Consider the following 22,497-nt stretch of genomic DNA (forward strand, 5'->3'; position numbering starts at 1 on the left):
AAATGACCATCATAATAATTGCCATTACTGTTTTAATATCATTTGCTGCCTTTAATAAGGTTGAGTTATTGTACAAATACCAATTTAATGCTTACCAAATAATTAAAAGAAATCAATGGTATCGAATACTTACCTATGGTTTTCTTCATGCTAATTGGGATCATCTGTTGGTGAATATGTTTGTGCTTTTTTTCTTTGGAAGAGTACTGGAAACTTATTTCAACTACTATTTTGGAGCTTCGGCAGTTCTTTATTTTATTTTGTTGTATGTTGGCGCCATTGTATTTTCAACTCTTTACGATTTAAGAAAACATCGTGAGCATTATCATTACAATGCTGTTGGTGCTTCGGGTGCTACTTCTGCTGTAGTTTTTGCGGCAATCTTCTTTGCTCCTTTAGAAAACATTTATTTCATGTTTTTTATTCCGATCCCAGGAATTATTTTCGCCTTAGGATATTTATACTATTCATATTACATGAGTAAGAAAAATTTAGATAACATTGGCCACAGTGCCCATTTCTACGGGGCTCTTTTCGGATTTCTATTTCCAATCCTTATTAAACCCCAATTATTCTCCTTATTTTTGCATCAGATTCTCAATTTCTAGAACATGCAAAAAGCCCTTTTTCTTGATCGTGATGGTGTAATAAACTCTGACGAAGGACATTATTATATTTACAAAACCGAAGATTTTAAAATTAATGAAGGCATTATTCCTTCCTTACAAAAAATTTCAGAAGCTGGATATATTTTATTCATAGTAACAAATCAGGGGGGTATTGCCAAAGGAATCTATTCCGAATCTGATGTGGAAATACTTCATAAACATTTACTTTCTGTTTTAGAAAAGAAAAATATCCATATAAAAAAGATTTACTTCTGCCCTCATCACGAAAGTATAGCAAAGTGTGATTGCCGGAAACCAAGTCCTTTTTTCATAAAAAAAGCCATTGCCGATTTTAATATTGATGCTTCTAAATCCTATATGATTGGAGATAGTACCAGAGATATTCAGGCTGCGGAAGCTGCCGGAATAAAGGGAATAAAAATTAAATCCAATGAAAATATTAGTATTTATTGTGATCAGATCGTAAAGGGAGAAATATAAAAATGAATACAGCTGAAAAAATATGTTTAGACGGTACACTATACGCCAAAGATGAATTGTTTTTTGGAGCAGGAAATAGAGCCTTTCGTTATGGTGATTCACTTTTCGAAACCATTCATGCCAACGGAACTGAAATTCAGTTTCTTCCAGAACATCTTAATCGCTTAACTAAAGGAATGGACTGCTTGGGTATGATTGTTCCTCATGGATTCCGTGAAAAAATTCAAACAGATATCACTTTTTTAATCCATAAAAATAAAGCATTTGCAGGCACAAGAATTCGATTGAGCGTTTTTCGCAAAGATGGTGGACTGTATGCACCAAAGGATAATTCAATTTCTTACCTGATAGAAACTTCTCCTTTGGAACATGATCATTACATACTAAACCGAAAAGGGTTAAAAGTTGGAATTTATGAGGAAATGAGGAAATCTCACAACCTAATATCGAGATTTAAGACCGGAAATTCACTGCCATTTATTTTGGCGGCAAACTACCGTGAAAAAATGAATTGGGATGACTGTATTTTACTTAACGATAGAGGGAATATTGTAGAAACTATCAGTTCAAACCTATTTTTAATGAAAGATGGAATTTTAATGACTCCTTCGCTTGAAAATGGCAGCGTTTCCGGAATTATGAGAGAACAGGTTATTGAAGCTGCAATAGATATTAACATTACTGTTTTTGATGATTGTGTTTTAAATCCTGAAGATCTTTTGGCTGCCGATGAAATATTTCTGACCAATGCAATCAATGGTATTCAGTGGGTTGTTGCATATCAGGAAAGACGGTATTTTAATAAAACGGCTAAACTTTTAATTGAGGAATTAAACCGCAGAGCTTTTAATGAGAGATAATCTCAGATTAATTGGCAACTAATTCATCCCCGGGTTTTCCGGAAAATTAGACCACATTTTATATCGTCCACCCATACGTCTCAAAGATTGTGCCCACAATCTTTCGTTATTGCAATCCATTATTTCCTGAACATCGAGCTGACTAACCAACCATGAATTTTCATTAATTTCATCACTGAGCTGTCCAATGCTCCATCCAGAATAACCTGCAAAAAACCGAACCTGATCGGGCCGAACTGCCTTTTGTTCAATCAAGTCCTTTAAAACTCCAAAATCACCTCCCCAGTACAAGTTTTCAAAAATATGAATACTATGCGGAATTAAATCCGGTATTGTGTGAAGAAAATAAATTCGATTTGTATCAACCGGACCACCTATAAAAACATCACCTTCAAAATGTGCAATATTAATAAGCACCTCATCAATTGTTAAATTAACAGGCTTATTAAGAACAAAACCAACTGCACCATTCTGGTTACATTCAACCAATAAAACAAGAGATCGTTTAAAATAACGACCTTCCAAAAAAGGTTCAGCAATTAAAACTTTTCCCTTCTCTGGATTAATTTTGTTCTTTCCAACGCCAAAAAAATCTGATGTCTCGTCCACCATACCCCCCAATTGTTTATACTTCCAAAATAACCAATTTTACTGAGTAAAAAAAGAATTTTATTATTTGGAAATTTGCCTTACTGAACCAATTCAATTAGCATAAATATTGCAAATTTATTATATTAGAGCCACCCTAAAACTAACTTCATGTTCAAACAAATTTATTCAATCCTACTGATATTTCTAATCAATCTAATTCCCTTTTTTGCATATTCTTCAAGCAATGCGGACCCTAAAGTACAGGGTAAACTGCAGGTTGAATTTCCAAAAATTATCATCGCAAATATTCCTACACGAATTACAATATCAATAGATGATACAAGTAGCATTCCAAGTGAGACTGACAGTGTTTGGATTCAGGTAAACAACGAAAAAATATCAGCAAAAATTGATGACAGACAAGTTGTTTTTCACTACACTTTTAAAGAAAAAAAAGAATTTCAAATCTACTTCCAAAACAAAAGTTTCACCAATACGATCAATCCAATTCCTTTATGGCTCTCTATACTTCCTCCACTGATAGCCATTCTTATGGCTCTGTTTTTTAAAGAAGTATTTTCTGCTTTATTCGTAGGTCTGTTTTCTGGAACATTACTAATCTATTCGTATCAGGAAGCTTCCGTTTTTTCAGCCTTTTTTAAAGCCATATTTGCCATTTCGGATACATATATTCTTCAATCTTTGGCTGACACGGGTCATATTTCTATCATTCTATTTTCAATGTTAATAGGTGCAATGGTTAATTTAATTACCAAAAATGGAGGAATGCAAGGAATAGTAAATAAACTTTCCAAATTCGCAGGCAGTCCGAGATCGGGACAATTTGTAACATGGCTTTTAGGAGTTCTTATTTTCTTTGATGATTATGCGAATACATTAATCGTTGGAAATACAATGCGACCTGTTACCGACAGATTAAAAATATCAAGAGAAAAACTTGCATATATAGTTGATTCTACTGCTGCTCCTGTGGCATCGATCGCAATGATTACAACCTGGATTGGTATCGAATTAAGCTACATTCAATCTGCCACGGTTCAAATAAATATAGATGAAAGTCCGTACAGCATTTTTCTCAATTCTCTACCCACACGCTTTTATCCTTTCTTCACCCTATTTTTTATTTTAATGCTGGTGATTTTAAAAAAAGATTTTGGCCCCATGCTAAAAGCGGAAAAAAAATGCAGGCTTGAATTAGAATCAGAATCACTGGAAAGCGAAGTTGTACCATCCGAATTAAAAGAAATTCAGATAGATAAAAACACTCCTACCCGCTGGTACAATGCTGGCATACCAGTCTTAATTGTAATTTTAGGAACATTTGCAGGTTTGATTTATACTGGTTGGGATGCGAATATTTGGAACGATACAAATCTTGCCTTTGGTAAGAAACTCTCTCACATTATTGGAGCTTCAGATTCATACCTTGCCCTTTTGTGGTCCTCTCTTTCGGCAGTCTTGGTCGCTCTGGCACTTACGATCGGTCAACGCATACTCAGCTTAGGTCAAGCTGTAGATGCTCTGGTTGGTGGCTTTAAAAGCATGCTGACAGCAATTCTCATTTTAGTTCTTGCATGGGCATTGGCTGACATCACTAAAGACATGCATACTGCTGATTTTATTTCGAATACTCTAATTGCAAGTAATGTTTCACCAATTCTCTTGCCATCCTTTACATTTATCCTTTCAGCCTTAATCGCATTTTCAACTGGCTCTTCCTGGGGAACTATGGCAATTCTATATCCTTTAATTTTGCCTGCATCATGGGCATTGTGCCATTCTGCCGGAATGAGTGATCTTGAAAGCATGAATATTTTCTACATTACTGTTTCTGCTATATTAGCTGGTTCTGTATTGGGTGATCATTGTTCACCAATTTCCGACACAACCATTCTTAGTTCTCTGGCAAGCTCCTGCAACCATATTGAACACGTACGAACACAATTACCTTATGCTTTAACTGTAGGTATCGTTTCTATTTTTGCCGGTTTGCTTCCTGCCGCCTACGGGGTTTCTTCCTGGATTTTAGTACCTGTTGGATTTGTATGTCTTTTTTTAATTGTGAAGTACGTAGGAAACAAAACAGAATAAAAAACCCGACTTGTAATAGTGGGTACTATATATGCCGGAGTAAACTTTATGCTGATTTGCAATTGTTATATTTACAAGCATCCCACTGACCACAATGTATCAAACCAACACCTACTAAAAGTTATATGCGCTATAAGACACCCTTATTTACAAAAAGGTGGTATATAATCATGATTTTCAACAATCGTTAACTATTTCAATATCAATTCCCAATATCCTACATCTATCCATTTATTAAATTTATATCCTACCTCCTTAAAATGCGCTACCTTCCCGAAGCCGATTTTTTCGTGCAATGCAACACTGGCATCATTTGGTAAAGCAATACCACCAATTGCCGCATGCAGGTCTAGTTTTAACAGTTTTCTTATTAATTCCTGATACAACATAGTACCAATTCCTTTTCCCCTTGCATCAGGATGCAGGTAAACCGTGGTTTCGACAGAATATTTATAAGCACATCTTGATTTCCATTCACTCGCATAAGCATAGCCGTACATTTTTCCATTCTCAGAAAAAACAATCCATGGCAGTTTAGCTGTTATACTGAAAATTCTTGATTCCATTTCTTTGGGAGAAACCTCATTTTCCTCGAAAGTAATTACAGTATTTTTTATATAATGATTATAAATTTTACAGATGTCTTCAGCATCAGAAAAGCATACATTTTTTATCATAGAAACTAAATTTTGGATTGCCTTAAAGATACAAAAAAAGAGAAGCCATCCCTTTCGGGATGGCTGTTACCCCAGTATATTTTGGAGCCCTTTTAGAATTGATTTGCTGTCTAGAATTACCACATTACATCCAACAATCACTAACTAAAATATCCGGAAATTTCCCCTATAGATTCTCCCGAACGAGTACAAGACAATTAAAAACCCAAATAAGGTGACTACATATGTAAGAAATATGCAACTAATTATCTTATACTAAAATAAATAACTGCTTAAAAATTTTGATCGATGCACTAATTTATAATTACATAAAAAACAACCACCTCTTTCGAGATGGTTGTAACTCCGATATATTTTGGAGCCCTTTAGAAAAAATTATTAACTGAACTACCACATCAATTAACAATTAGCAATACAGTTCTTGGGAATACCCCTAATATCAACAAGAACAGCTTTCGAATGACTACTTAGCACATCCGAACAAAATAATGATTGAAATATTGTTAAAAGTTGCGTAAAAAACCATACTTATTTTACAAAAGAGAAGCCACCTCTTTCGAGATGGCTGTTACCCCTGTATATTCTGGAGCCCTTTCAGAATTGATTTGTTGTCTAGAATTACCACATTTTATCCAACAATCACTAACTAAAAATATTCGAGAATCTCCCCTATAGATCCTCTCGAACAATACTATAACAAGTTGATCAGAAAAAGGGGTGACATCATTATGAGAATAATCTCATATTTAACAACTTTTAACAAAAAAAAGACTGAATCGGTTAAAATCCAGTCTCTTAATTATAAAATAATTACAATTTCTTAATTGGTATATATAGGTGGAAATTTTTGAGGATTTGATTCCCTCATGATGTCATAAATTATCTCAAATACATCCTCTGCATTGGGATTTGAAAAATAATCTCCATCAGTACCATATGCAGGCCGGTGATCTTTAGCAGTAATTGTTCTAGGTTCTGAATCCAAATGATAATAAGCATTTTGTTCTTCCAGCACTTTCTGCATCATAAAAGCAGTAGCTCCTCCAGGTACATCCTCATCGAAAAATACAATCCGATTGGTTTTCTTTACCGATTCAAGAATTCGACTATTAATATCAAATGGCAATAAAGTCTGAACATCAATCAGTTCAACTGAGATATTAAAATCTTTTAACTGCTTAACTGCATCTTCAGCAATTCGAACACATGAACCATAAGTAACTAAGGTAATGTCAGTCCCTTCTTCTAGAACTTCAGGAATCCCTAATGGAGTATTAAATTCCCCTAAATTATCAGGCATTTTTTCCTTTAATCTGTAACCATTGAGTGGCTCAATTACTAATGCCGGCTCGTCCGATTCTAAAAGTGTATTGTAAAAGCCTGCTGCCTTGGTCATATCTCTTGGCACACACACATGAATTCCTCTGATTGAGTTAATCACCATGCTTAGAGGAGAACCCGAATGCCAAATTCCTTCCAAACGATGACCGCGGGTACGAATAATTACCGGTGCTTTTTGTCCTCCTTTGGTTCTGTATTGCAATGTAGCCAAATCATCACTCATAGTTTGCAATGCATACAGCAGATAATCGAAGTATTGGATCTCGGCAATTGGACGCAATCCTCTTAATGCCAAACCAATTCCCTGCCCTAAAATGGTAGCCTCTCTAATTCCTGTATCTGTAACTCTAAGCTCGCCGTATTTCTTCTGCATTCCTTCCAAACTCTGGTTTACACCACCAATAAAGCCGGTATCTTCACCAAAAGTCAACAACAAAGGATATTTACTAAAAAGTTTATCGAAATTATCGCGAAGAACTTCACGTCCGTTTACCATTTTTGATTCGTCAGAGTAAACAGGAGCACAGGTTTTGATATTTTGCACTCTTAAATCAGTCTCGCTGTATAAATGACTGCTGTATCGTTCATGATTTTCCTCAAGAGAATTTTTAAGCCACAACTGCAATTGCGACTTTAAAGGTTTAAAGCTTTCACATGAACTACAAATAAAACGTAATATTTTCTTTGCTGCCGTAAAATTATCCTTTCGAACCGGATGAATAAGCTTTTTAAGATCATTTACAATTTTGTCTATTCTTTCTGTTTTCTTACAATCGCAACCGGCATTCTTCACCAATTCAATCAATACATCTCTTTCTTCTATTATCGGATCAGAAAAAGACTTCCAAGCCGCTTTTCTTGCCGCTTTTACTTCTTTCAGTGCTACATTTTCTATTTTGTCTAAGCTTTCTTCTGTCGCTAATTCCAGGGAAAGAATCCATTCTCTCATTTTTTTAATTGGATCATATTCATTTTCCCAATCGAGACGTTCCTTAGTTTTGTAACGTTCGTGCGAACCCGAGGTTGAGTGCCCTAAGGGTTGAGTCATTTCTGTCACATGAAATAAAACAGGAACATGATCTTTACGGCAAAGCTCAACTCCTTCCATATACATTTTACAAAGTGAAGGATAATCCCATCCCTTAGCCTTATAAATTAAGTAACCATCTCCATTTTCATCCTTTTCAAACCCCTTAAGGACTTCTGAGATGTTCGATTTTGTAGTTTGATACTTATTAGGAACAGAAATTCCCCATCCATCATCCCAAACACTCATAGCCATAGGTACCTGCAGAACACCTGCAGCATTAATGGTTTCCCAAAAATGACCTTCGGAAGTACTGGAATCACCTATTGTGCCGAAAGCAACCTCGTTTCCCTTATCTGAAAACTCAGAAAACGCATGTAATTCATTATTCTGTCTGAAAATTTTTGATGCGTAAGCTAAGCCGAGCAATCTAGGCATTTGACCCGCTGTTGGTGAAATATCAGCGGATGAATTTTTCTGATTTGTTAAATTTTTCCAGCTTCCGTCCGCATTTAAACTTCTGGATGCATAATGATTATTCATTAAACGCCCACCATTAGCCGGATTTTTGTCTAGTTCGGTCTCACCAAATAATTGAGCAAAAAATTCCTCACTTGATAACATTCCAGAGGCAAGCATAAAAGTTTGATCGCGATAATACCCAGAGCGCCAGTCTCCTTTATTAAAGGCTTTGGCCATAGCAATCTGAGCAACTTCTTTTCCATCTCCAAATATTCCAAATTTCGCTTTACCTGTTAATACTTCTTTTCGCCCCCATATACTTAACTGGCGACTAACATTGGCAATTCGATAATCTTCCAGCACCTCAATTGTAAAATCGTTGAATGACAAATTTTCTTTTTTTGTCTCCTTATCTTCTTTTACCATTTCTGACATATAATTTTGCGTTATTAGTCTGCAAAGCTTTTCCCCCTTGCAATTGCAAACAAAGATGTGTTAGTGTGTTTGTTTAACAGAATATCCCTCAGTTAAATTTAGATCAAATTTAGAAAGAATTATTCTAAATAAGAAGATTTTATCCAAATATTTACAGACCTTTAAATCTGTATTTGTTTGGAAGAGCAATACCGAAATGATATCTTTGTTTCTGGATTATTAATCCTGATAATTAAATTGTTTGCACCACTAATGTAACATACTTGTTGTTGCTAACAAATTTTAAATTGGCATTAGCCCAACAATAATTTAAATTCTTAAATTAGTTAAGGTTTTTTATAAACAGCACAATATATATTCAAATGATTACAGTCTTACTTATAGCAATTATTCTTCTGGCAATTTGTTTTGCAGGTTTTGCTATTGCAATATTGATTAAAAAGAATGGTAAATTTCCAGAACTTCATATCGGAAAAAATGAAGATTTGAAAAAAAGAGGAATTGGCTGTGCCACTTCTCAAGATAAAATGGAACAGGCCAAAGCAAAAAAATCACTTCAATTCAAACAATTAACACTTTTGGAAAAAGAATTAAAATCTCTCTAAACTGAAAATAAATTTAAATTTTAACATTAGATGTATAACCATCTAATTTTTCAATCGTATCCTCAGAGGGAGTATTCTAAAATCTAATTTAAAATGGCAGTATTTTTTAAGATATTATTACTATCACTCTTTTTATTACTACTTGCCTTTATAGGAATTGGTATTAAGTTATTATTCGATAAAAATGCGAAGTTTACCGGTGGCAGCTGTAGTTCTTGTAACTGCACCGATCCGGACAAGGAAAGTTGTGATACACAGTAAAGAATTAAGTTATCGGTTTTTAACTTTCTGTTGTTTGTACTATTTCATAACAACTACTTATTTTCCAGGCTTCAGAAATCTGAAAACCGATAATTTTGCCCACTCCCTATTATCAATTCTATCTACTTTATGAGTGAATCCTTCAGCTTTTCACTCACATAGGTTTTATAATTTCCCAAAGAATCCGTATAAATAAAATAAGCCTCCAGAAGTGAATCTTTCTCAACTATTTTAATGCTTTCTTCCAATCCCAACACCATAAAACTGGTTGCATAGGCATCGGCTGACATACAATCCGGAGCAAATACCGAAGCCGAAAGCAAACTGTGCTGAACTGGATATCCTATACGGGGATCAATTGTGTGAGCATATTTTTTCCCATTCTTAATGTAGTACTGACGATAGTTTCCCGAAGTAGCCAAGGCTCCATTTCCCATCTGAACTACCTCTTGTATTTCTCTCGACATGGTTGATGGATCATCAATTGGCTTATCAATACCCACACGCCAGATTCTGCCTTTATCATTTTCACCTTTAGCGCGAATTTCACCTCCAATTTCAACCATGTAATTCCTAACGCCATTTAATTCCAAAAGATCGGCAACAACATCAACACCATATCCTTTTGCAATAGCACTAGCATCGAACATTATTCTGGGATCGTCCTTTACAATTTTCCCATTTATCAAATGTACTTTTTCATAGCCAACAATTTCCAGCAAACTATCAACAGGAATCATCTCAGGATCGAGCTTATTCTTAAATCCAAAACCCCAGGCGTTAACCAAAGGTGCAACAGTCATATCAAATGCACCATTCGTAATCCTCGAAATTTCTTCTCCTCTTTTAAAGGTTGTTAGAAAATAGTGATCCAGCACTACACTTGTATCGTTAGTGTTTACCCTTGAAATTACCGACTGAGGCTTATAAGTGGACAGAGACAGGTCGAATTCTGCTAACTTAGCCATTATGTTATCATGAAGACTTTTGTCGCCTGTATACTCGTATGTGATGTGATAGAAGGTGCCAAATATCTGCCCTTCATCGAAATAATAATTTTTACTATTGTTTTGGCACGATGATAAGATCAGGATACCAACAAGAGCGAATGAATTAAATAAATTTCTCATGACTAAATAATAGTTCGTATTTTAAAAAGGTATTAGTGAAACAAAAGTAATCAAGCTTATAAAAACAAACAAGCCTCGAAAAATCCGAGGCTTGTTATATTATAATTACGATCCAAAATCGTCAAATTCGACCATTTCGTCTGGTACTCCTAACTCATAAAGCATGTTTGTAACAGCAGAATTCATCATTGGAGGTCCACAAAGGTAATACTCAACATCTTCCGGCTCCTCATGTTTGCTTAGGTAGTTGTCGTAAATCACCTGGTGAATAAATCCAGTTGGTCCTTCCCAATTATCTTCCGGCTGAGGCTCAGATAGAGCTAAGTGCCACTCGAAATTAGGGAAATCAGCAGCGATAGCATCGAACTGCTCTGCATAAAACACCTCTTTTAATGAACGTGCACCATACCAGAAAGTAGCCTTACGACCGGTTTTCACAGTATGGAACAAGTGAAAGATATGAGAACGCATTGGAGCCATACCAGCACCACCACCAATAAACATCATCTCGTTATTGGTTTCTTTAATAAAGAATTCACCGTAAGGTCCAGAAACGGTAACTTTATCACCCGGTTTCCGAGAGAAAATAAAAGAAGAACAAATACCTGGATTCACATTCATCCAACCACCGTTTACACGATCGAATGGAGGAGTTGCAATACGAATGTTCAACATTACAATATTTCCTTCGGCAGGATGGTTAGCCATTGAATAGGCACGATATGTAGGTTCCGGGTTTTTCATTTTAAGATCAAACATCTTAAACTGTTCCCATTCTCCCCGATATTTGTCTTCAATAATCATATCCTTAAAGTCTACATCGATTTTAGGAACATCAATTTGTATGTATCCTCCCGATTTGAAATCAAGAATTTCACCTTCCGGTAATCTAACCACAAACTCCTTAATAAAAGTAGCTACGTTTTTATTGGAAACAACTTCACACTCCCATTTCTTGATTCCCATAATTTCCTGAGGAATCGACATGCTTAAGTCTTCTTTTACTTTTACCTGACAAGCCAGACGCCAATCATTCTGTGCTTCTTTACGAGTAAAATAGCCTGTTTCTGTTGGTAGTATACTTCCTGCTCCGTCATGCACCTGACACTTACACATTGCGCAGGTTCCACCACCACCACAAGCTGATGGCAAGAATATTTTTTGAGCTCCTAAAGTTCCCAATAGGGTATTGCCCGGCTCTACAACCAATTTTAGGTTTCCTTCATTAATATCAATAGTCACCTCTCCTGATGGAGTAAGTTTCTTTTTTGCATACAAAAGGATAGAAACCAGTACCAGGATCACAAGTAGAAAGATCACAATACTTGTGGCAATAACTGTTCCCTGTGTTGTTAATAATATCATCTCTATTCCGATTAAATTTTTTAAAAATTCAATTTTACTTTATTCTTCTTTCAGCTTAGAGTTTGATCCCCATAAAGCTCATAAAAGCAATCCCCATTAATCCTGTTACAATAAATGTAATTCCAAGTCCACGTAATGGAGCAGGAATATTTGAGTAACGGATTTTTTCACGAATTGCAGCGATACCAATAATAGCAAGAAACCAACCCAGACCTGATCCAAGACCAAATGAGGTTGCCTCTGCCAAAGTACCATAGTCTCTTTCCTGCATGAAAAGAGATCCTCCTAAAATTGCACAGTTAACAGCAATTAAGGGAAGAAAGATACCCAAAGAAGAATAAAGAGCCGGAGCAAATTTTTCTACAATCATTTCAACCAACTGTACCAAAGAAGCAATTACTGCAATAAACATGATAAAGCTTAAAAAGCTTAAATCTACATCAGCGAATGAAGGATCTACCCATGTAAGAGCTCCACTTACCAAAATGTATTTGTTTAACAGGTAATTTAAAGGAACGGTTATTCCCAAAACAAATATTACAGCTATGCCAAGGCCAACTGATGTTTTTACTGTTTTGGAAACAGCCAGATACGAACACATTCCTAAGAAGAATGCGAACACCATGTTGTCGATAAAAACCGACTTGATAAATATATTAATCAGATTTTCCATGTTTCGATTTTTCTTTACAATTAGTTCGACTCAATTAAAGATTTATCTCTAGATCTTTGAACCCAAATAATAATTCCTACTGTAATTAATGCCATTGGTGGAAGAATCATTAAACCGTTGTTTTGATATCCCATATCATAAAATGCCTGAGGAATAACTTTGAAACCATAGACTGATCCGGATCCTAACAATTCACGGAAAAATGCAACAATAATTAAGATCAAGCCATATCCGGCAGCATTGCCAATACCGTCCAGAAAAGCCGGCCATGGACGATTTCCAAGCGCAAAAGCTTCCAGGCGTCCCATGATGATACAGTTGGTAATAATCAGACCAACAAATACAGATAGTTGTTTACTTACCTCGTAAGCAAAAGCTTTTAATATTTGATCCACAACAATTACCAAAGCTGCAACAATTACAAGTTGAACAATGATACGAATACGTGAAGGGATAGTATTTCGAATTAATGAAATAATTACATTAGCAAGTGCCAATACGGCCATAACCGAAAGGCTCATCACCACTGCCGGTTCCAATTTTGCTGTAACCGCTAAAGCCGAACAAATTCCTAATACCTGAACGGTAATCGGGTTGTCGCTTCCCAATGGGTTTTTCAGCAATTTCCGATTTTTAGCGGAGAATAAAGGTTCTTTATCGCTCATATCGTGCTTATTTAGAAGATTTTAAAAACTTTTCATAACTACTTAGGTTATCTTGAAGCATAGCTTCCAAACCTTTTGAGGTAACAGTACCACCAGATACTGCATCAAATTCGTGAGGATGGCCAACAGCACCACCTCCTTTAACCAAGGTTAAAGAGGTAAACTTTCCTGTCTCATCAAAAATTTGCTTTCCTGTAAATGGTTCCTGAAATTCAGATTTTGAAATTTCAGCACCTAAACCGGGAGTTTCACCTTTGTTTCCGAATGTAGCACCATAAATAGTTTTTCCATCAGGTTCCAAAGAAACAAAGCCCCAAATAGGTCCCCACATTCCTTTACCCAGAATTGGAATAATCATTTTCTCGCCTATTCCTTCTTTACTAAACACGAAAACAGGTAGTTTTCTTTCTACCACATTTTTTTTATTATTCTCAATTTTCAGGTCAACTCCAAAAGTTTCATTCTTATCTTCTGAAGTAACAACTCCTTCGGAGTTTACAATTAAAGCTTTTACAATGTATTTACTGTAAAGCTCTTCAGCATTTTCGGGAGTAGAAGCAACGTTCACAGCTTTTAAGATGTCTTGCTTTTTCTCTATTTCTATATTCCTCGTTTGGCGTGGCTTAAGTTGCAAAGCAGCAAAAGAAAGAACCGCCGCAACTAACACCACCATAACAGAGGCATAAAGAAATGTATATGTATTGCTTTGAGTATTCATGTGATTAATAATTTATATTTTTAATTGCCACATGGAACTCGCCATATTTTACCTGTACTTGTTCCGATAAAATTTCAGTCATGGCTCGTTTCATTTTCTAGTTGATTATTTGTTTAAGCACTCACCTTAACTCGTTTCAATCTTCTTTTGATATTTCCCTGTACCACATAATGATCAATTAGTGGTGCAAAAGTATTCATCAGTAGAATCGATAACATCATAGCTTCTGGGAAACCTGCATTCAATACGCGAATCAAAACAGCAAGGAAACCAATTAGGAAACCATAAATATATTTACCTCTGGCTGTTTGCGCTCCCGATACCGGATCAGTAGCCATAAATACAGCACCAAAAGCAAAACCACCCATAATTAGATGCTGCCATGCTGGAATTAATTCCATATAAGCATTCCCACCAATTAGGTTGAAAAATATTCCCATTACATATCCTCCGGCAAACACCGAAACGATAATTTTCCAACTGCCAATTCCTGTTGCAATTAAAATTACTGCCCCAATTAGTATAGCGATCGTGGATGTTTCCCCTATTGATCCCGGAATTAAACCAACAAACATATCCCACACGTTAGCGAGATGTTGTTGATAAAAAGTAACAGCCGCTTCACCTTTAACATCAACTAAATTGGCTGCATGAGCCAATGGTGTTGCTCCAGAAAAGCTATCTGCTTTTTCTGCGATCCAAACTGCTTCACCAGACATTTTTGAAGGATAGGCAAAGAAGAAAAATGCCCGGGCAACCAGTGCAGGATTCCAAATATTCATTCCTGTTCCACCAAATACTTCTTTACCAATAACCACAGCGAATGCAGTGGATACAGCTACCATCCAAAGAGGTGCTCCAACCGGCATTATCAAAGGAATAAGCATACCTGAAACAAGGAAACCCTCGTTTACCTGATGTCCACGCATTTGTGCAAAAGCAAATTCAATACCCAAACCAACCACGTATGAAACAACGATAATCGGCAGAATTTTAATCAGACCATAAATGCAGATTTCCATCAAATCGGCCGATTGACCAAGAGATAGAAAATGCTGGTATCCTGTATTGTAAATCCCAAATAACAATGCTGGAATTAAAGCCATAACAACGATCGACATTGTACGCTTTAAATCAATAGCATCTTTTATGTGTGTACCGGTATGGGATGTAATATCGGGAACGAATAGAAAAGTTTCAAATGCCTCGAAAGACGACTGCAACTTTGCAAACTTCCCACCCTTTTGAAATAAGGGTTTCTTTTTATCAAGAAATTTTCTTAGTGCTTTCATTATATAATATTATCCGTTTTTTCTTAGCTCATTTCTTTAATCATCAGATCAATTCCTTTACGAACCAAATCCTGTACATTAATTTTCGATGTACAAACGAATTCGCATAAAGCAAGATCCTCCGGAGCTACTTCGTATATTCCCAACTGCTCCATTTGATCGATATCCTCAATCATAATAGATTTAACCAATTGTTGTGGAAGCACGTCCATAGGCAATACCTTATCGTACTCACCAGTCATTACGAAAGCCCGATGCTCCCCATGAAGATTAGCATCCAAACGGTATTCTTTATTTGGCGTTAACCAAGAGAAGAATGTTTTCGACATTGAGAATTTCTGTAATCCAGGTAATGCCCAACCTAAAAACTCGAACTTATCTCCTTCAGGAATAACGGTAATTTGTGAATCGTAGAAATCAAGAAATCCATCTTCCGAAATTTGAGATCCGGTTAAAACATTACCTGAAATAACCCGAATCTTCTCATCATCTTTCAATTTACCTTTTAAGATATTTCGTACTGATGTTCCTAAAATTGTTTCAAAATAACATGGGGTTTTCACTTCAGATCCGCAAAGTGCAATTTTACGACTAACATCATAAATGCCTTTTAAAAACAATCTTCCAATGAAAACAACTTCCTGAGGACGAATTACCCAAGCTACTTCTCCTTTATTCATCGGGCTAATGTGGTGAATTTGAACACCAACATTTCCTGCAGGATGAACACCTGTAAATTGACGCACTTCTACATTTTTAGCTTCCGAAAAAGTTTTGCTTTGATTCAAATCAGGATTCGTATTTAAATATAACTTTCCATCAGTCAATTTTACCAAAGCATCAAGACCAGCCTGAAATGCTTCTGCCTCATTTCCCAAAAGGAAATCAATATCCGCCGCCAATGGTGCAGTATCGAAAGCTGAAACAAAAATTGCTTTCGGAGTATCTTCAGGTTTCGCAATAACGTCGTAAGGACGTTGACGAATAAATGCCCAAAGGCCACTTTTCAACAACTCTTCCTTTATCTCCTCACGGGAAAGTACGTTAGGATCAGCCTTTTTAAACTCCTGGTATTGAATCTCAGCATCTGCTTGAATTACTACCTCTAAAATCTTTCTTCGTTCTCCACGATTTACGGCAATAACCTTACCACTAACCGGAGAAGCAAAATTAATTTCAGGACAGTACTTATCGAAAAACAGAGAATCTCCTGCTTTTATTTCAGCATCTACCTTAACTTTTAATTTAGGTGTTAATCCGGGGAAATTGGATGGTTTAATGGCGTATGTCTCAGAACGATCAGCTTTTTCAAGTACCTTTTCAGCCTTTCCTGCCAGCTTAATATCTAAGCCTTTTTTGATCTTTTTAACTTCAGACATGTTAAACTATTTGAATTTATTAATTTGCATCAAAAATAACTAATTTAATCTCTAATTCACAATCTTTGCTCCGATACAATACATGTTTCTCAACGTTATATTTATCTAATCTAAGACCTTGTAAAAAATTCGAACACAAATATATAAAGCAATTTTGTATTTTTGAAGCGCTTTGGTCTATTTTTAACCAGTATATATACATATTCATATGCCTAAAAATTTCGTTATTTCTATAAGTATTGTATTCCTTATCATTCCAAAGATATTGTTTGCTTACAATTCTGAACCTGAAACCGTATATTTCAACAAAATAAAGAAAAAAAGCATCCATACTGTTCAGATGCATCCGGCGAACTGGGAACTAACAGAACCAATTATAGAACTTAATGGAGATAATCAACTCCTTTTTTCCTTTGATGACATTGCTGAAAATATTCAGGATTACTCCTACAAAATTATCCATTGCACATCAGATTGGCACAATTCCGGCTTAAGTGAATTCGATTTCATTGATGGTTTTACCCAAAATCAGATTCAAGATTACGAACATTCCTTTACTACCAATGTTGGTTTTGTTCATTATTCCCTGAAAATTCCTAACAACGACATACAATTAAAACTATCAGGCAATTACATCCTTGAAATCTATGAAGATTTCGATCCTGAAAAAGTAATTATCCGCCAACGGTTTATGCTTTTGGATTCAAAAGTTGAAATCAAAGGAGATGTAAAACATCCTATTGCAATTGATTTAAGAGAAACACATCAGGAAGTCGATTTCAGTATTCTTCATCCAGGTTTTACTATTGATAATCCTTACTCTGATTTGCAGGTTGTACTGACCCAAAACAGCAGATTAGATGGTAGTGAGAAAAACCTAAAGCCTGTTTTTATCCGTAAAAATGAATTGGTTTTTGATTACGAAATGGAAAATGTTTTTCAGGGAGGAAACGAATTTCGAAATTTCGATTTAAAAAGCCTGAGGTACCAAAGCCGCTATATCAAAGAAATCACCAAAGAGAATGAACAGACACATGTTCTGTTGACAGACGGAAACATCCGCCATTTTAAACCATACATTTACGAGCAGGATTTAAATGGCCGTTTTTTAATTGATGTTCAGGAAAGAGACGAACCATCTACCGAAGCTGACTATTGCTATGTTACATTTTGCTTGCCGTTCGACAATGAAATTAAGCATGGGAATCTTTATGTTTACGGCGGCTTCTGTAATTGGACTTGTTCTGATAAAAACAAAATGGAATACGATTTTGATACAGGCAGCTACCGCAAAACAATTTTCTTAAAACAAGGATACTACAATTATCAATACGCCTTACTCGAAAATGGAAAAAACACTCCTGACCTGAGCTATATTGAAGGCAGTCATTGGGAAACGGAAAACAACTACATGATTTACGTTTACTATCATGATATAGCTTTAAATTACGATATGCTGATTGGTTACAAAACCATTAATTCAACGTCTAAATTTTAGACCAAAGATCAAAGCACAAGGACCTTGTATGCAAAGTCATTACCCGACAGATTCCTATATGTTGTAAAAGTATTTCCTTCTTAAAAAAAAAGAATACTTTTGACTCCGAAATAGAGAGAATCATTATCTTGCTTTTTCTTAATTTAAATTTAAACACATATGAATCCTGTTTTTAACAAAGGTCGATACAAATCGGACTCGCAGGTATTCAGACGATGGAGCCGAAAAGGCTATGCGGCTTTTGCCAGCATGAACAAGGAAATTACAATTTCCTGTATCAACACCAGTTATAATTTACTGGTTCCATCAACTGAGTGCGGCTTTTCCGGATTTTGCTATGTACCATTAAACAGCAGGGATAAGAATGAGACTGATGAATTGGAAGCCTTGCGCTTCGAACTCATGCAAGTTATGGTACTGCAAAACCAGAGCACAACCAAAACCAGTCAGACTGAACCTCATCAACAAACGAAAAAGGTTCTTTCTACTAATTCCTATTCCCGCAATTTTAGAAACTAAAAAAGAACCTAAGTTATGAGTGATATCAGAAACAACTGGACACACGAAGAAGTTAAAGAAATTTACGACCTGCCATTACTGGATTTGGTGAACAAAGCAGCTAACCTTCACCGCAAGTACCACGATTCTACAAAAATGAACATGAACACCTTAATTTCGGTTCGTACCGGAGCATGTTCACAAGATTGCAGATATTGTGCCCAATCTGCCCGTTACAACACACATGTAAAACCAGTAAAATTAAGCTTGGAGCAGGTTTTGGAAGAAGCCAAAATTGCCAAAGAGAATGGTGTAAAACGTGTTTGCCTGAGTTCTGCCGGCAGAGATGGGAATCGTGATGACCGTTTCAACGAAATGGCTGAGATGATTACCGAAGTAAAAAAGCTTGGACTGGAGGTTTGTTGCACCATGGGAATGATCAACAAAGAAAAGGCTGCAAAATTAGCTGATTTGGGAATTACTGCCGTAAATCACAACATTGATACTTCGGAGCGTCACTACCCTAACATCACCACCACACGTACATACAGTGAAAGACTCGAAACTCTTGCCAATTTGCAGGAAGCGGGTATCTCTTACTGTTCCGGCGGTATTTTAGGGATGGGCGAAACCGACGAAGACCGTATAGAAATGCTTCGCACGCTATCCAATCAGGAAAATCACCCTTACAACGTACCGTTGAATTCATTGGTGCCGGTTGAGGGAACTCCGTTTTTCGGAAAAGAAACCATTGGTATTTTTGAAATGGTACGTGCCGTTGCAACTGCCCGTATTCTGATGCCAAAAGCAGTAATCGCTTTTGCTGCAGGCCGGACCCATTACAGTCAGGAAGGGCAAGCGCTTTGTTTCCTTGCCGGAGCAAACTCCATCTTTTTCGGAGATAAATTGCTTACCGTAAAAAACATGACGGTTAACGAAGATCAGCATTTGCTGGATACCATTGGAATGATACCGACCCGTTATCAGGAGCTGACTACTTTGGAAGAATAGAAATACATTCTACACAATTATATTTACAACAGGAACCTGCTACAAGTATGTCCCTGTTTTTTTTATTCTAAATTTTCTCTTAAAATTGCTCCTTACTTTAACATATGTTTTATAATTTAATTGCCAAAATGAGATAAAACGATGAATCCGATTATTAAATCCATCAAAAAAATCAGCAAAAATGACGAATATAACAGCCACAAAAACGATTGAAGAATTGGTTCTTGAAATTCCTGAAGACAAAATTGTTTTGCCAACAATTCCAGCCGCAATTTGTATTGGCGAGGCTGGAAAACTTCATCAATATGCAATGGAAGATAAAGAAGAGCTTTTAGCAAAAGGATTAAGCGAAGATTTAATTAATGATCTTACACCAAGAGCTAAATTTCTGCAAGACAAACAATCGGAATGGACTGCGGTTTATCAAAAGGCTTTAACCAACACTAAGGAATGGAGTGTGAAAATAAATGAAGCCAGCCAGTTGCAGCGAGAATTAAAACACGACTTTCAGTTTGCTTTCAGAAACCATCCTGAAATTTTAAAGACGCTAAAAAACATACTCGGTGGCAATGGCAATATGGATTTGATTCAAGACATGAGCGACTACCCTGCTTTTGCAAAACAATATCCTGATCCATTAAAAGCCATTAATTTTAACACCGCTAAAATTGACCGTGCCAGTCAACTTTCTCAAGAACTTCTCGATTTGCTGAATAAAGTAGATGGTGTGAAAAACAGTAAAAACAGACCAGAAAAACAGTTGCGCGACAGAGCCTATACCTACCTTAAACAATTGGTCGACGAAATTCGCACCTACGGAAAATATACCTATTGGAACAATGAAGAAAAACTGAAGAGGTATTCGAGCGAATATCAAAGAAAATTTTACGAAAAATACGCACAAGAAAAAGCGACAAAAAAAACAAACTAAAGCACCACAATAGTTGACTTATTTTACAATAGGGTAATCAATCCACCAATAGTACTCATTATTCTCCAATATGATAATGTAATATAGCAATAGAAATCAACTTATTCCAATAGGAATAGTAATTGTTCCAATAGGCTTCTAAAATTAACAATATACATATCAAAATCTACAATAGTAATTACATTTACGACCATTGGGCTTTGTGGAAAGCCCAATGGGTAATAAAAAAACTTACTACCGGTCTAAAAAACGATCAAAGGAAAAATGGTTTGAAAAATAATCAAGCTCAATAGTAAGAAAGCAATAATTAAAACATGACATTTCTTTTTCGATTGTTTTTTCGTAAGTTCACCCCCTATATTAACCGACCACAAACCACAAATGAACGAAAAAAACAAAACCATCTCCCTTTGGGAGTCCCTTATTCCTATTATTTTACTAATTATTCTGCTAAGTGTAAATGCAATTGTTTTTGGCGATGGAGCCATTGAAGGTGCCAATCAGTTTTCACTTTTAATGGTAGCTGCTGTTGGTGGACTAATTGCTCTGCGACATGGTAAAAACTGGGATGACCTTCAGAAAGGGATTGTTGAAAGCATTAGTACGGCAATGCCTTCGATGCTGATATTGCTGTTAATTGGTTCTTTAGCAGGTACGTGGATGATAAGTGGTGTGGTGCCTGCAATGATCTACTATGGATTGGAATTCTTAAATCCGAAATTGTTTTTAATGCTCTCGGTTGTGATTTGTGCCATCGTTTCTGTCGTAACCGGAAGTTCATGGTCGACCATTGCAACCATTGGAGTTGCACTTTTGGGTGTTGGCAATGCAATGGAATACAATAACGCCATTGTAGCCGGAGCAATTATTTCCGGAGCTTATTTTGGTGATAAAATTTCGCCTTTATCGGATACAACCAATCTGGCTTCGGCAATGGCTGAAGTTGATTTGTTTGTACACATCCGTTACATGATGTATACAACGATCCCTTCCATCATTATTACTCTTTTGATTTTTTTGGCGATCGGTTTCAATAAGCAAGGAGAAATAAATCCAGAAAGTATCCGCGAAGTTCAGATTGCAATTAAAGAAACATTCACTATTACACCATGGCTGTTTTTGGTCCCTATATTGCTCTTTGTGATTATCAGCAAAAAAGTGCCTGCCCTGCCTGCAATTTTTACCGGCACATTAATAGGAGGCGTATTTGCCATCATTTTTCAGCCACAGATTATTCAGCAAATTTCAGGAAGCAGCTCCTATATACAAGCTTGTTATCATACGGTAATGCAATCCATCTTTACGGATATTAGTATTCCTGTTCAAAATAAAAATATTCAGGATTTATTATCGACAGGTGGAATGGCCGGGATGCTCAATACCATTTGGCTGATTTTAACCGCTATGGTTTTTAGCGGTGTTCTGGAAACAGCAGGCATATTGCACAAAATCACCGAAACCATGCTGAAAGCAGTTAGTTCCACCGGATCGCTGGTAACAACTACAGTAGCCAGTTGTGGATTTCTGAACCTTACCGCCTCAGATCAATACATTTCTATTGTAGTTACAGGAAGAATGTTTTCGGAATCGTACAAAGATCAGCATTTAAAACCTGAAGTTTTGAGCCGAACTCTTGAAGATGCAGGAACTGTTACCTCTGTGTTAGTTCCCTGGAATACTTGTGGTGCAGCGCAGGCTGGTGCATTGGGTGTAGCTACTGTTGCCTTCGCCCCTTTTTGTTTTTTCAACATCATTAGTCCTATAATGACCATTGCTGTTGCTTACCTAAATATTAAGATCAGAAAAACAACTGATCCTGCTGTAGAATCAGTACAAATATAAATTTAATCACAGCTT

21 protein-coding genes are annotated in these 22,497 nt (G+C 36.2%); 11 read left to right on the forward strand and 10 right to left on the reverse strand.

Annotated features, from left to right (window positions below; all coding sequences use genetic code 11):
* Nucleotides 1-2 precede the first annotated feature (2 nt).
* Genes ACKU4N_RS17130 through ACKU4N_RS17140 form a run of 3 tightly spaced genes read left to right on the forward strand, consistent with a single transcriptional unit; the run spans nucleotide 3 to nucleotide 1,969 of the window.
* Complete coding sequence (locus ACKU4N_RS17130) at nucleotides 3-608, forward strand: rhomboid family intramembrane serine protease (protein ID WP_321318422.1); 606 nt, start codon at nucleotides 3-5, stop codon at nucleotides 606-608.
* A 3-nt stretch (nucleotides 609-611) separates the two neighbouring features.
* A complete protein-coding gene (locus ACKU4N_RS17135) occupies nucleotides 612-1,109 on the forward strand; it encodes a D-glycero-alpha-D-manno-heptose-1,7-bisphosphate 7-phosphatase (protein ID WP_321318424.1) in 498 nt (165 codons plus the stop codon).
* A gap of 2 nt (nucleotides 1,110-1,111) precedes the next feature.
* Nucleotides 1,112-1,969 (forward strand): aminotransferase class IV, encoded by an 858-nt coding sequence (locus tag ACKU4N_RS17140; RefSeq protein ID WP_321318426.1) that lies wholly within the window; start codon nucleotides 1,112-1,114, stop codon nucleotides 1,967-1,969.
* A gap of 18 nt (nucleotides 1,970-1,987) precedes the next feature.
* Here ACKU4N_RS17140 and ACKU4N_RS17145 read toward each other — a convergent pair whose 3' ends face one another.
* Nucleotides 1,988-2,581 carry a YqgE/AlgH family protein gene (locus ACKU4N_RS17145; protein WP_321318428.1) on the reverse strand — a complete coding sequence of 198 codons (594 nt, stop codon included), beginning with the start codon at nucleotides 2,579-2,581 and terminating at the stop codon, nucleotides 1,988-1,990.
* A 147-nt stretch (nucleotides 2,582-2,728) separates the two neighbouring features.
* Here ACKU4N_RS17145 and ACKU4N_RS17150 point away from each other — a divergent pair, with 147 nt between their 5' ends.
* A complete protein-coding gene (locus ACKU4N_RS17150) occupies nucleotides 2,729-4,672 on the forward strand; it encodes a Na+/H+ antiporter NhaC family protein (protein WP_321318433.1) in 1,944 nt (647 codons plus the stop codon).
* 191 nt (nucleotides 4,673-4,863) lie between these two features.
* Here ACKU4N_RS17150 and ACKU4N_RS17155 read toward each other — a convergent pair whose 3' ends face one another.
* Both ACKU4N_RS17155 and ACKU4N_RS17160 read right to left on the reverse strand, forming a co-directional pair.
* Nucleotides 4,864-5,349: an arsinothricin resistance N-acetyltransferase ArsN1 family B gene (locus ACKU4N_RS17155; RefSeq protein WP_321318435.1), complete on the reverse strand. Its 486-nt coding sequence runs from the start codon at nucleotides 5,347-5,349 to the stop codon at nucleotides 4,864-4,866.
* An 820-nt stretch (nucleotides 5,350-6,169) separates the two neighbouring features.
* Nucleotides 6,170-8,614 carry an alpha-ketoacid dehydrogenase subunit alpha/beta gene (locus ACKU4N_RS17160; protein ID WP_321318436.1) on the reverse strand — a complete coding sequence of 815 codons (2,445 nt, stop codon included), beginning with the start codon at nucleotides 8,612-8,614 and terminating at the stop codon, nucleotides 6,170-6,172.
* A gap of 362 nt (nucleotides 8,615-8,976) precedes the next feature.
* On the opposite strand from ACKU4N_RS17160, the gene ACKU4N_RS17165 reads away from it, so the two are divergent.
* Nucleotides 8,977-9,219 carry a hypothetical protein gene (locus ACKU4N_RS17165; protein ID WP_321318438.1) on the forward strand — a complete coding sequence of 81 codons (243 nt, stop codon included), beginning with the start codon at nucleotides 8,977-8,979 and terminating at the stop codon, nucleotides 9,217-9,219.
* Between the two features lie 93 nt (nucleotides 9,220-9,312).
* On the forward strand, nucleotides 9,313-9,480 hold the full coding sequence (locus ACKU4N_RS17170) for a hypothetical protein (RefSeq protein ID WP_321318440.1): 168 nt from the start codon (nucleotides 9,313-9,315) through the stop codon (nucleotides 9,478-9,480).
* A 122-nt stretch (nucleotides 9,481-9,602) separates the two neighbouring features.
* On the opposite strand, the gene ACKU4N_RS17175 is transcribed toward ACKU4N_RS17170, so the two are convergent.
* The 7 genes from ACKU4N_RS17175 to ACKU4N_RS17205 all read right to left on the reverse strand — a co-directional run bounded on the left by ACKU4N_RS17175 (nucleotide 9,603) and on the right by ACKU4N_RS17205 (nucleotide 16,702).
* Nucleotides 9,603-10,610: an FAD:protein FMN transferase gene (locus ACKU4N_RS17175; RefSeq protein ID WP_321318442.1), complete on the reverse strand. Its 1,008-nt coding sequence runs from the start codon at nucleotides 10,608-10,610 to the stop codon at nucleotides 9,603-9,605.
* A gap of 105 nt (nucleotides 10,611-10,715) precedes the next feature.
* Nucleotides 10,716-11,975: an NADH:ubiquinone reductase (Na(+)-transporting) subunit F gene (nqrF, locus tag ACKU4N_RS17180; RefSeq protein ID WP_321318444.1), complete on the reverse strand. Its 1,260-nt coding sequence runs from the start codon at nucleotides 11,973-11,975 to the stop codon at nucleotides 10,716-10,718.
* 55 nt (nucleotides 11,976-12,030) lie between these two features.
* On the reverse strand, nucleotides 12,031-12,648 hold the full coding sequence (nqrE, locus tag ACKU4N_RS17185; RefSeq protein ID WP_321318446.1) for an NADH:ubiquinone reductase (Na(+)-transporting) subunit E: 618 nt from the start codon (nucleotides 12,646-12,648) through the stop codon (nucleotides 12,031-12,033).
* A gap of 20 nt (nucleotides 12,649-12,668) precedes the next feature.
* Nucleotides 12,669-13,313 carry an NADH:ubiquinone reductase (Na(+)-transporting) subunit D gene (locus ACKU4N_RS17190; protein WP_321318448.1) on the reverse strand — a complete coding sequence of 215 codons (645 nt, stop codon included), beginning with the start codon at nucleotides 13,311-13,313 and terminating at the stop codon, nucleotides 12,669-12,671.
* Nucleotides 13,314-13,320: 7 nt separating this feature from the next.
* Nucleotides 13,321-14,031 carry an NADH:ubiquinone reductase (Na(+)-transporting) subunit C gene (gene nqrC / locus ACKU4N_RS17195; RefSeq protein ID WP_321318450.1) on the reverse strand — a complete coding sequence of 237 codons (711 nt, stop codon included), beginning with the start codon at nucleotides 14,029-14,031 and terminating at the stop codon, nucleotides 13,321-13,323.
* Nucleotides 14,032-14,144: 113 nt separating this feature from the next.
* A complete protein-coding gene (locus tag ACKU4N_RS17200; protein ID WP_321318452.1) occupies nucleotides 14,145-15,323 on the reverse strand; it encodes an NADH:ubiquinone reductase (Na(+)-transporting) subunit B in 1,179 nt (392 codons plus the stop codon).
* Between the two features lie 23 nt (nucleotides 15,324-15,346).
* On the reverse strand, nucleotides 15,347-16,702 hold the full coding sequence (locus ACKU4N_RS17205; RefSeq protein ID WP_321318454.1) for a Na(+)-translocating NADH-quinone reductase subunit A: 1,356 nt from the start codon (nucleotides 16,700-16,702) through the stop codon (nucleotides 15,347-15,349).
* 208 nt (nucleotides 16,703-16,910) lie between these two features.
* Between ACKU4N_RS17205 and ACKU4N_RS17210 the strand changes: the two genes are divergently transcribed.
* The 5 genes from ACKU4N_RS17210 to nhaC all read left to right on the forward strand — a co-directional run bounded on the left by ACKU4N_RS17210 (nucleotide 16,911) and on the right by nhaC (nucleotide 22,482).
* Nucleotides 16,911-18,200 (forward strand): type IX secretion system plug protein, encoded by a 1,290-nt coding sequence (locus ACKU4N_RS17210; protein ID WP_321318456.1) that lies wholly within the window; start codon nucleotides 16,911-16,913, stop codon nucleotides 18,198-18,200.
* Nucleotides 18,201-18,359: 159 nt separating this feature from the next.
* Entirely contained in the window at nucleotides 18,360-18,719 is a 360-nt protein-coding gene (locus ACKU4N_RS17215; protein WP_124992350.1) for a hypothetical protein, read from the forward strand.
* A 15-nt stretch (nucleotides 18,720-18,734) separates the two neighbouring features.
* The gene (gene bioB / locus ACKU4N_RS17220) at nucleotides 18,735-19,709 is read left to right on the forward strand and encodes a biotin synthase BioB (RefSeq protein WP_124992351.1); all 975 of its coding nucleotides are present in this window, start codon (nucleotides 18,735-18,737) and stop codon (nucleotides 19,707-19,709) included.
* Nucleotides 19,710-19,890: 181 nt separating this feature from the next.
* Nucleotides 19,891-20,640: a hypothetical protein gene (locus tag ACKU4N_RS17225; RefSeq protein ID WP_321318460.1), complete on the forward strand. Its 750-nt coding sequence runs from the start codon at nucleotides 19,891-19,893 to the stop codon at nucleotides 20,638-20,640.
* A 381-nt stretch (nucleotides 20,641-21,021) separates the two neighbouring features.
* Entirely contained in the window at nucleotides 21,022-22,482 is a 1,461-nt protein-coding gene (gene nhaC, locus ACKU4N_RS17230) for a Na+/H+ antiporter NhaC (RefSeq protein WP_321318462.1), read from the forward strand.
* The last annotated feature ends 15 nt before the right edge of the window (nucleotides 22,483-22,497 follow it).

Source organism: Labilibaculum sp., assembly GCF_963664555.1.
GTDB lineage: Bacteria > Bacteroidota > Bacteroidia > Bacteroidales > Marinifilaceae > Labilibaculum.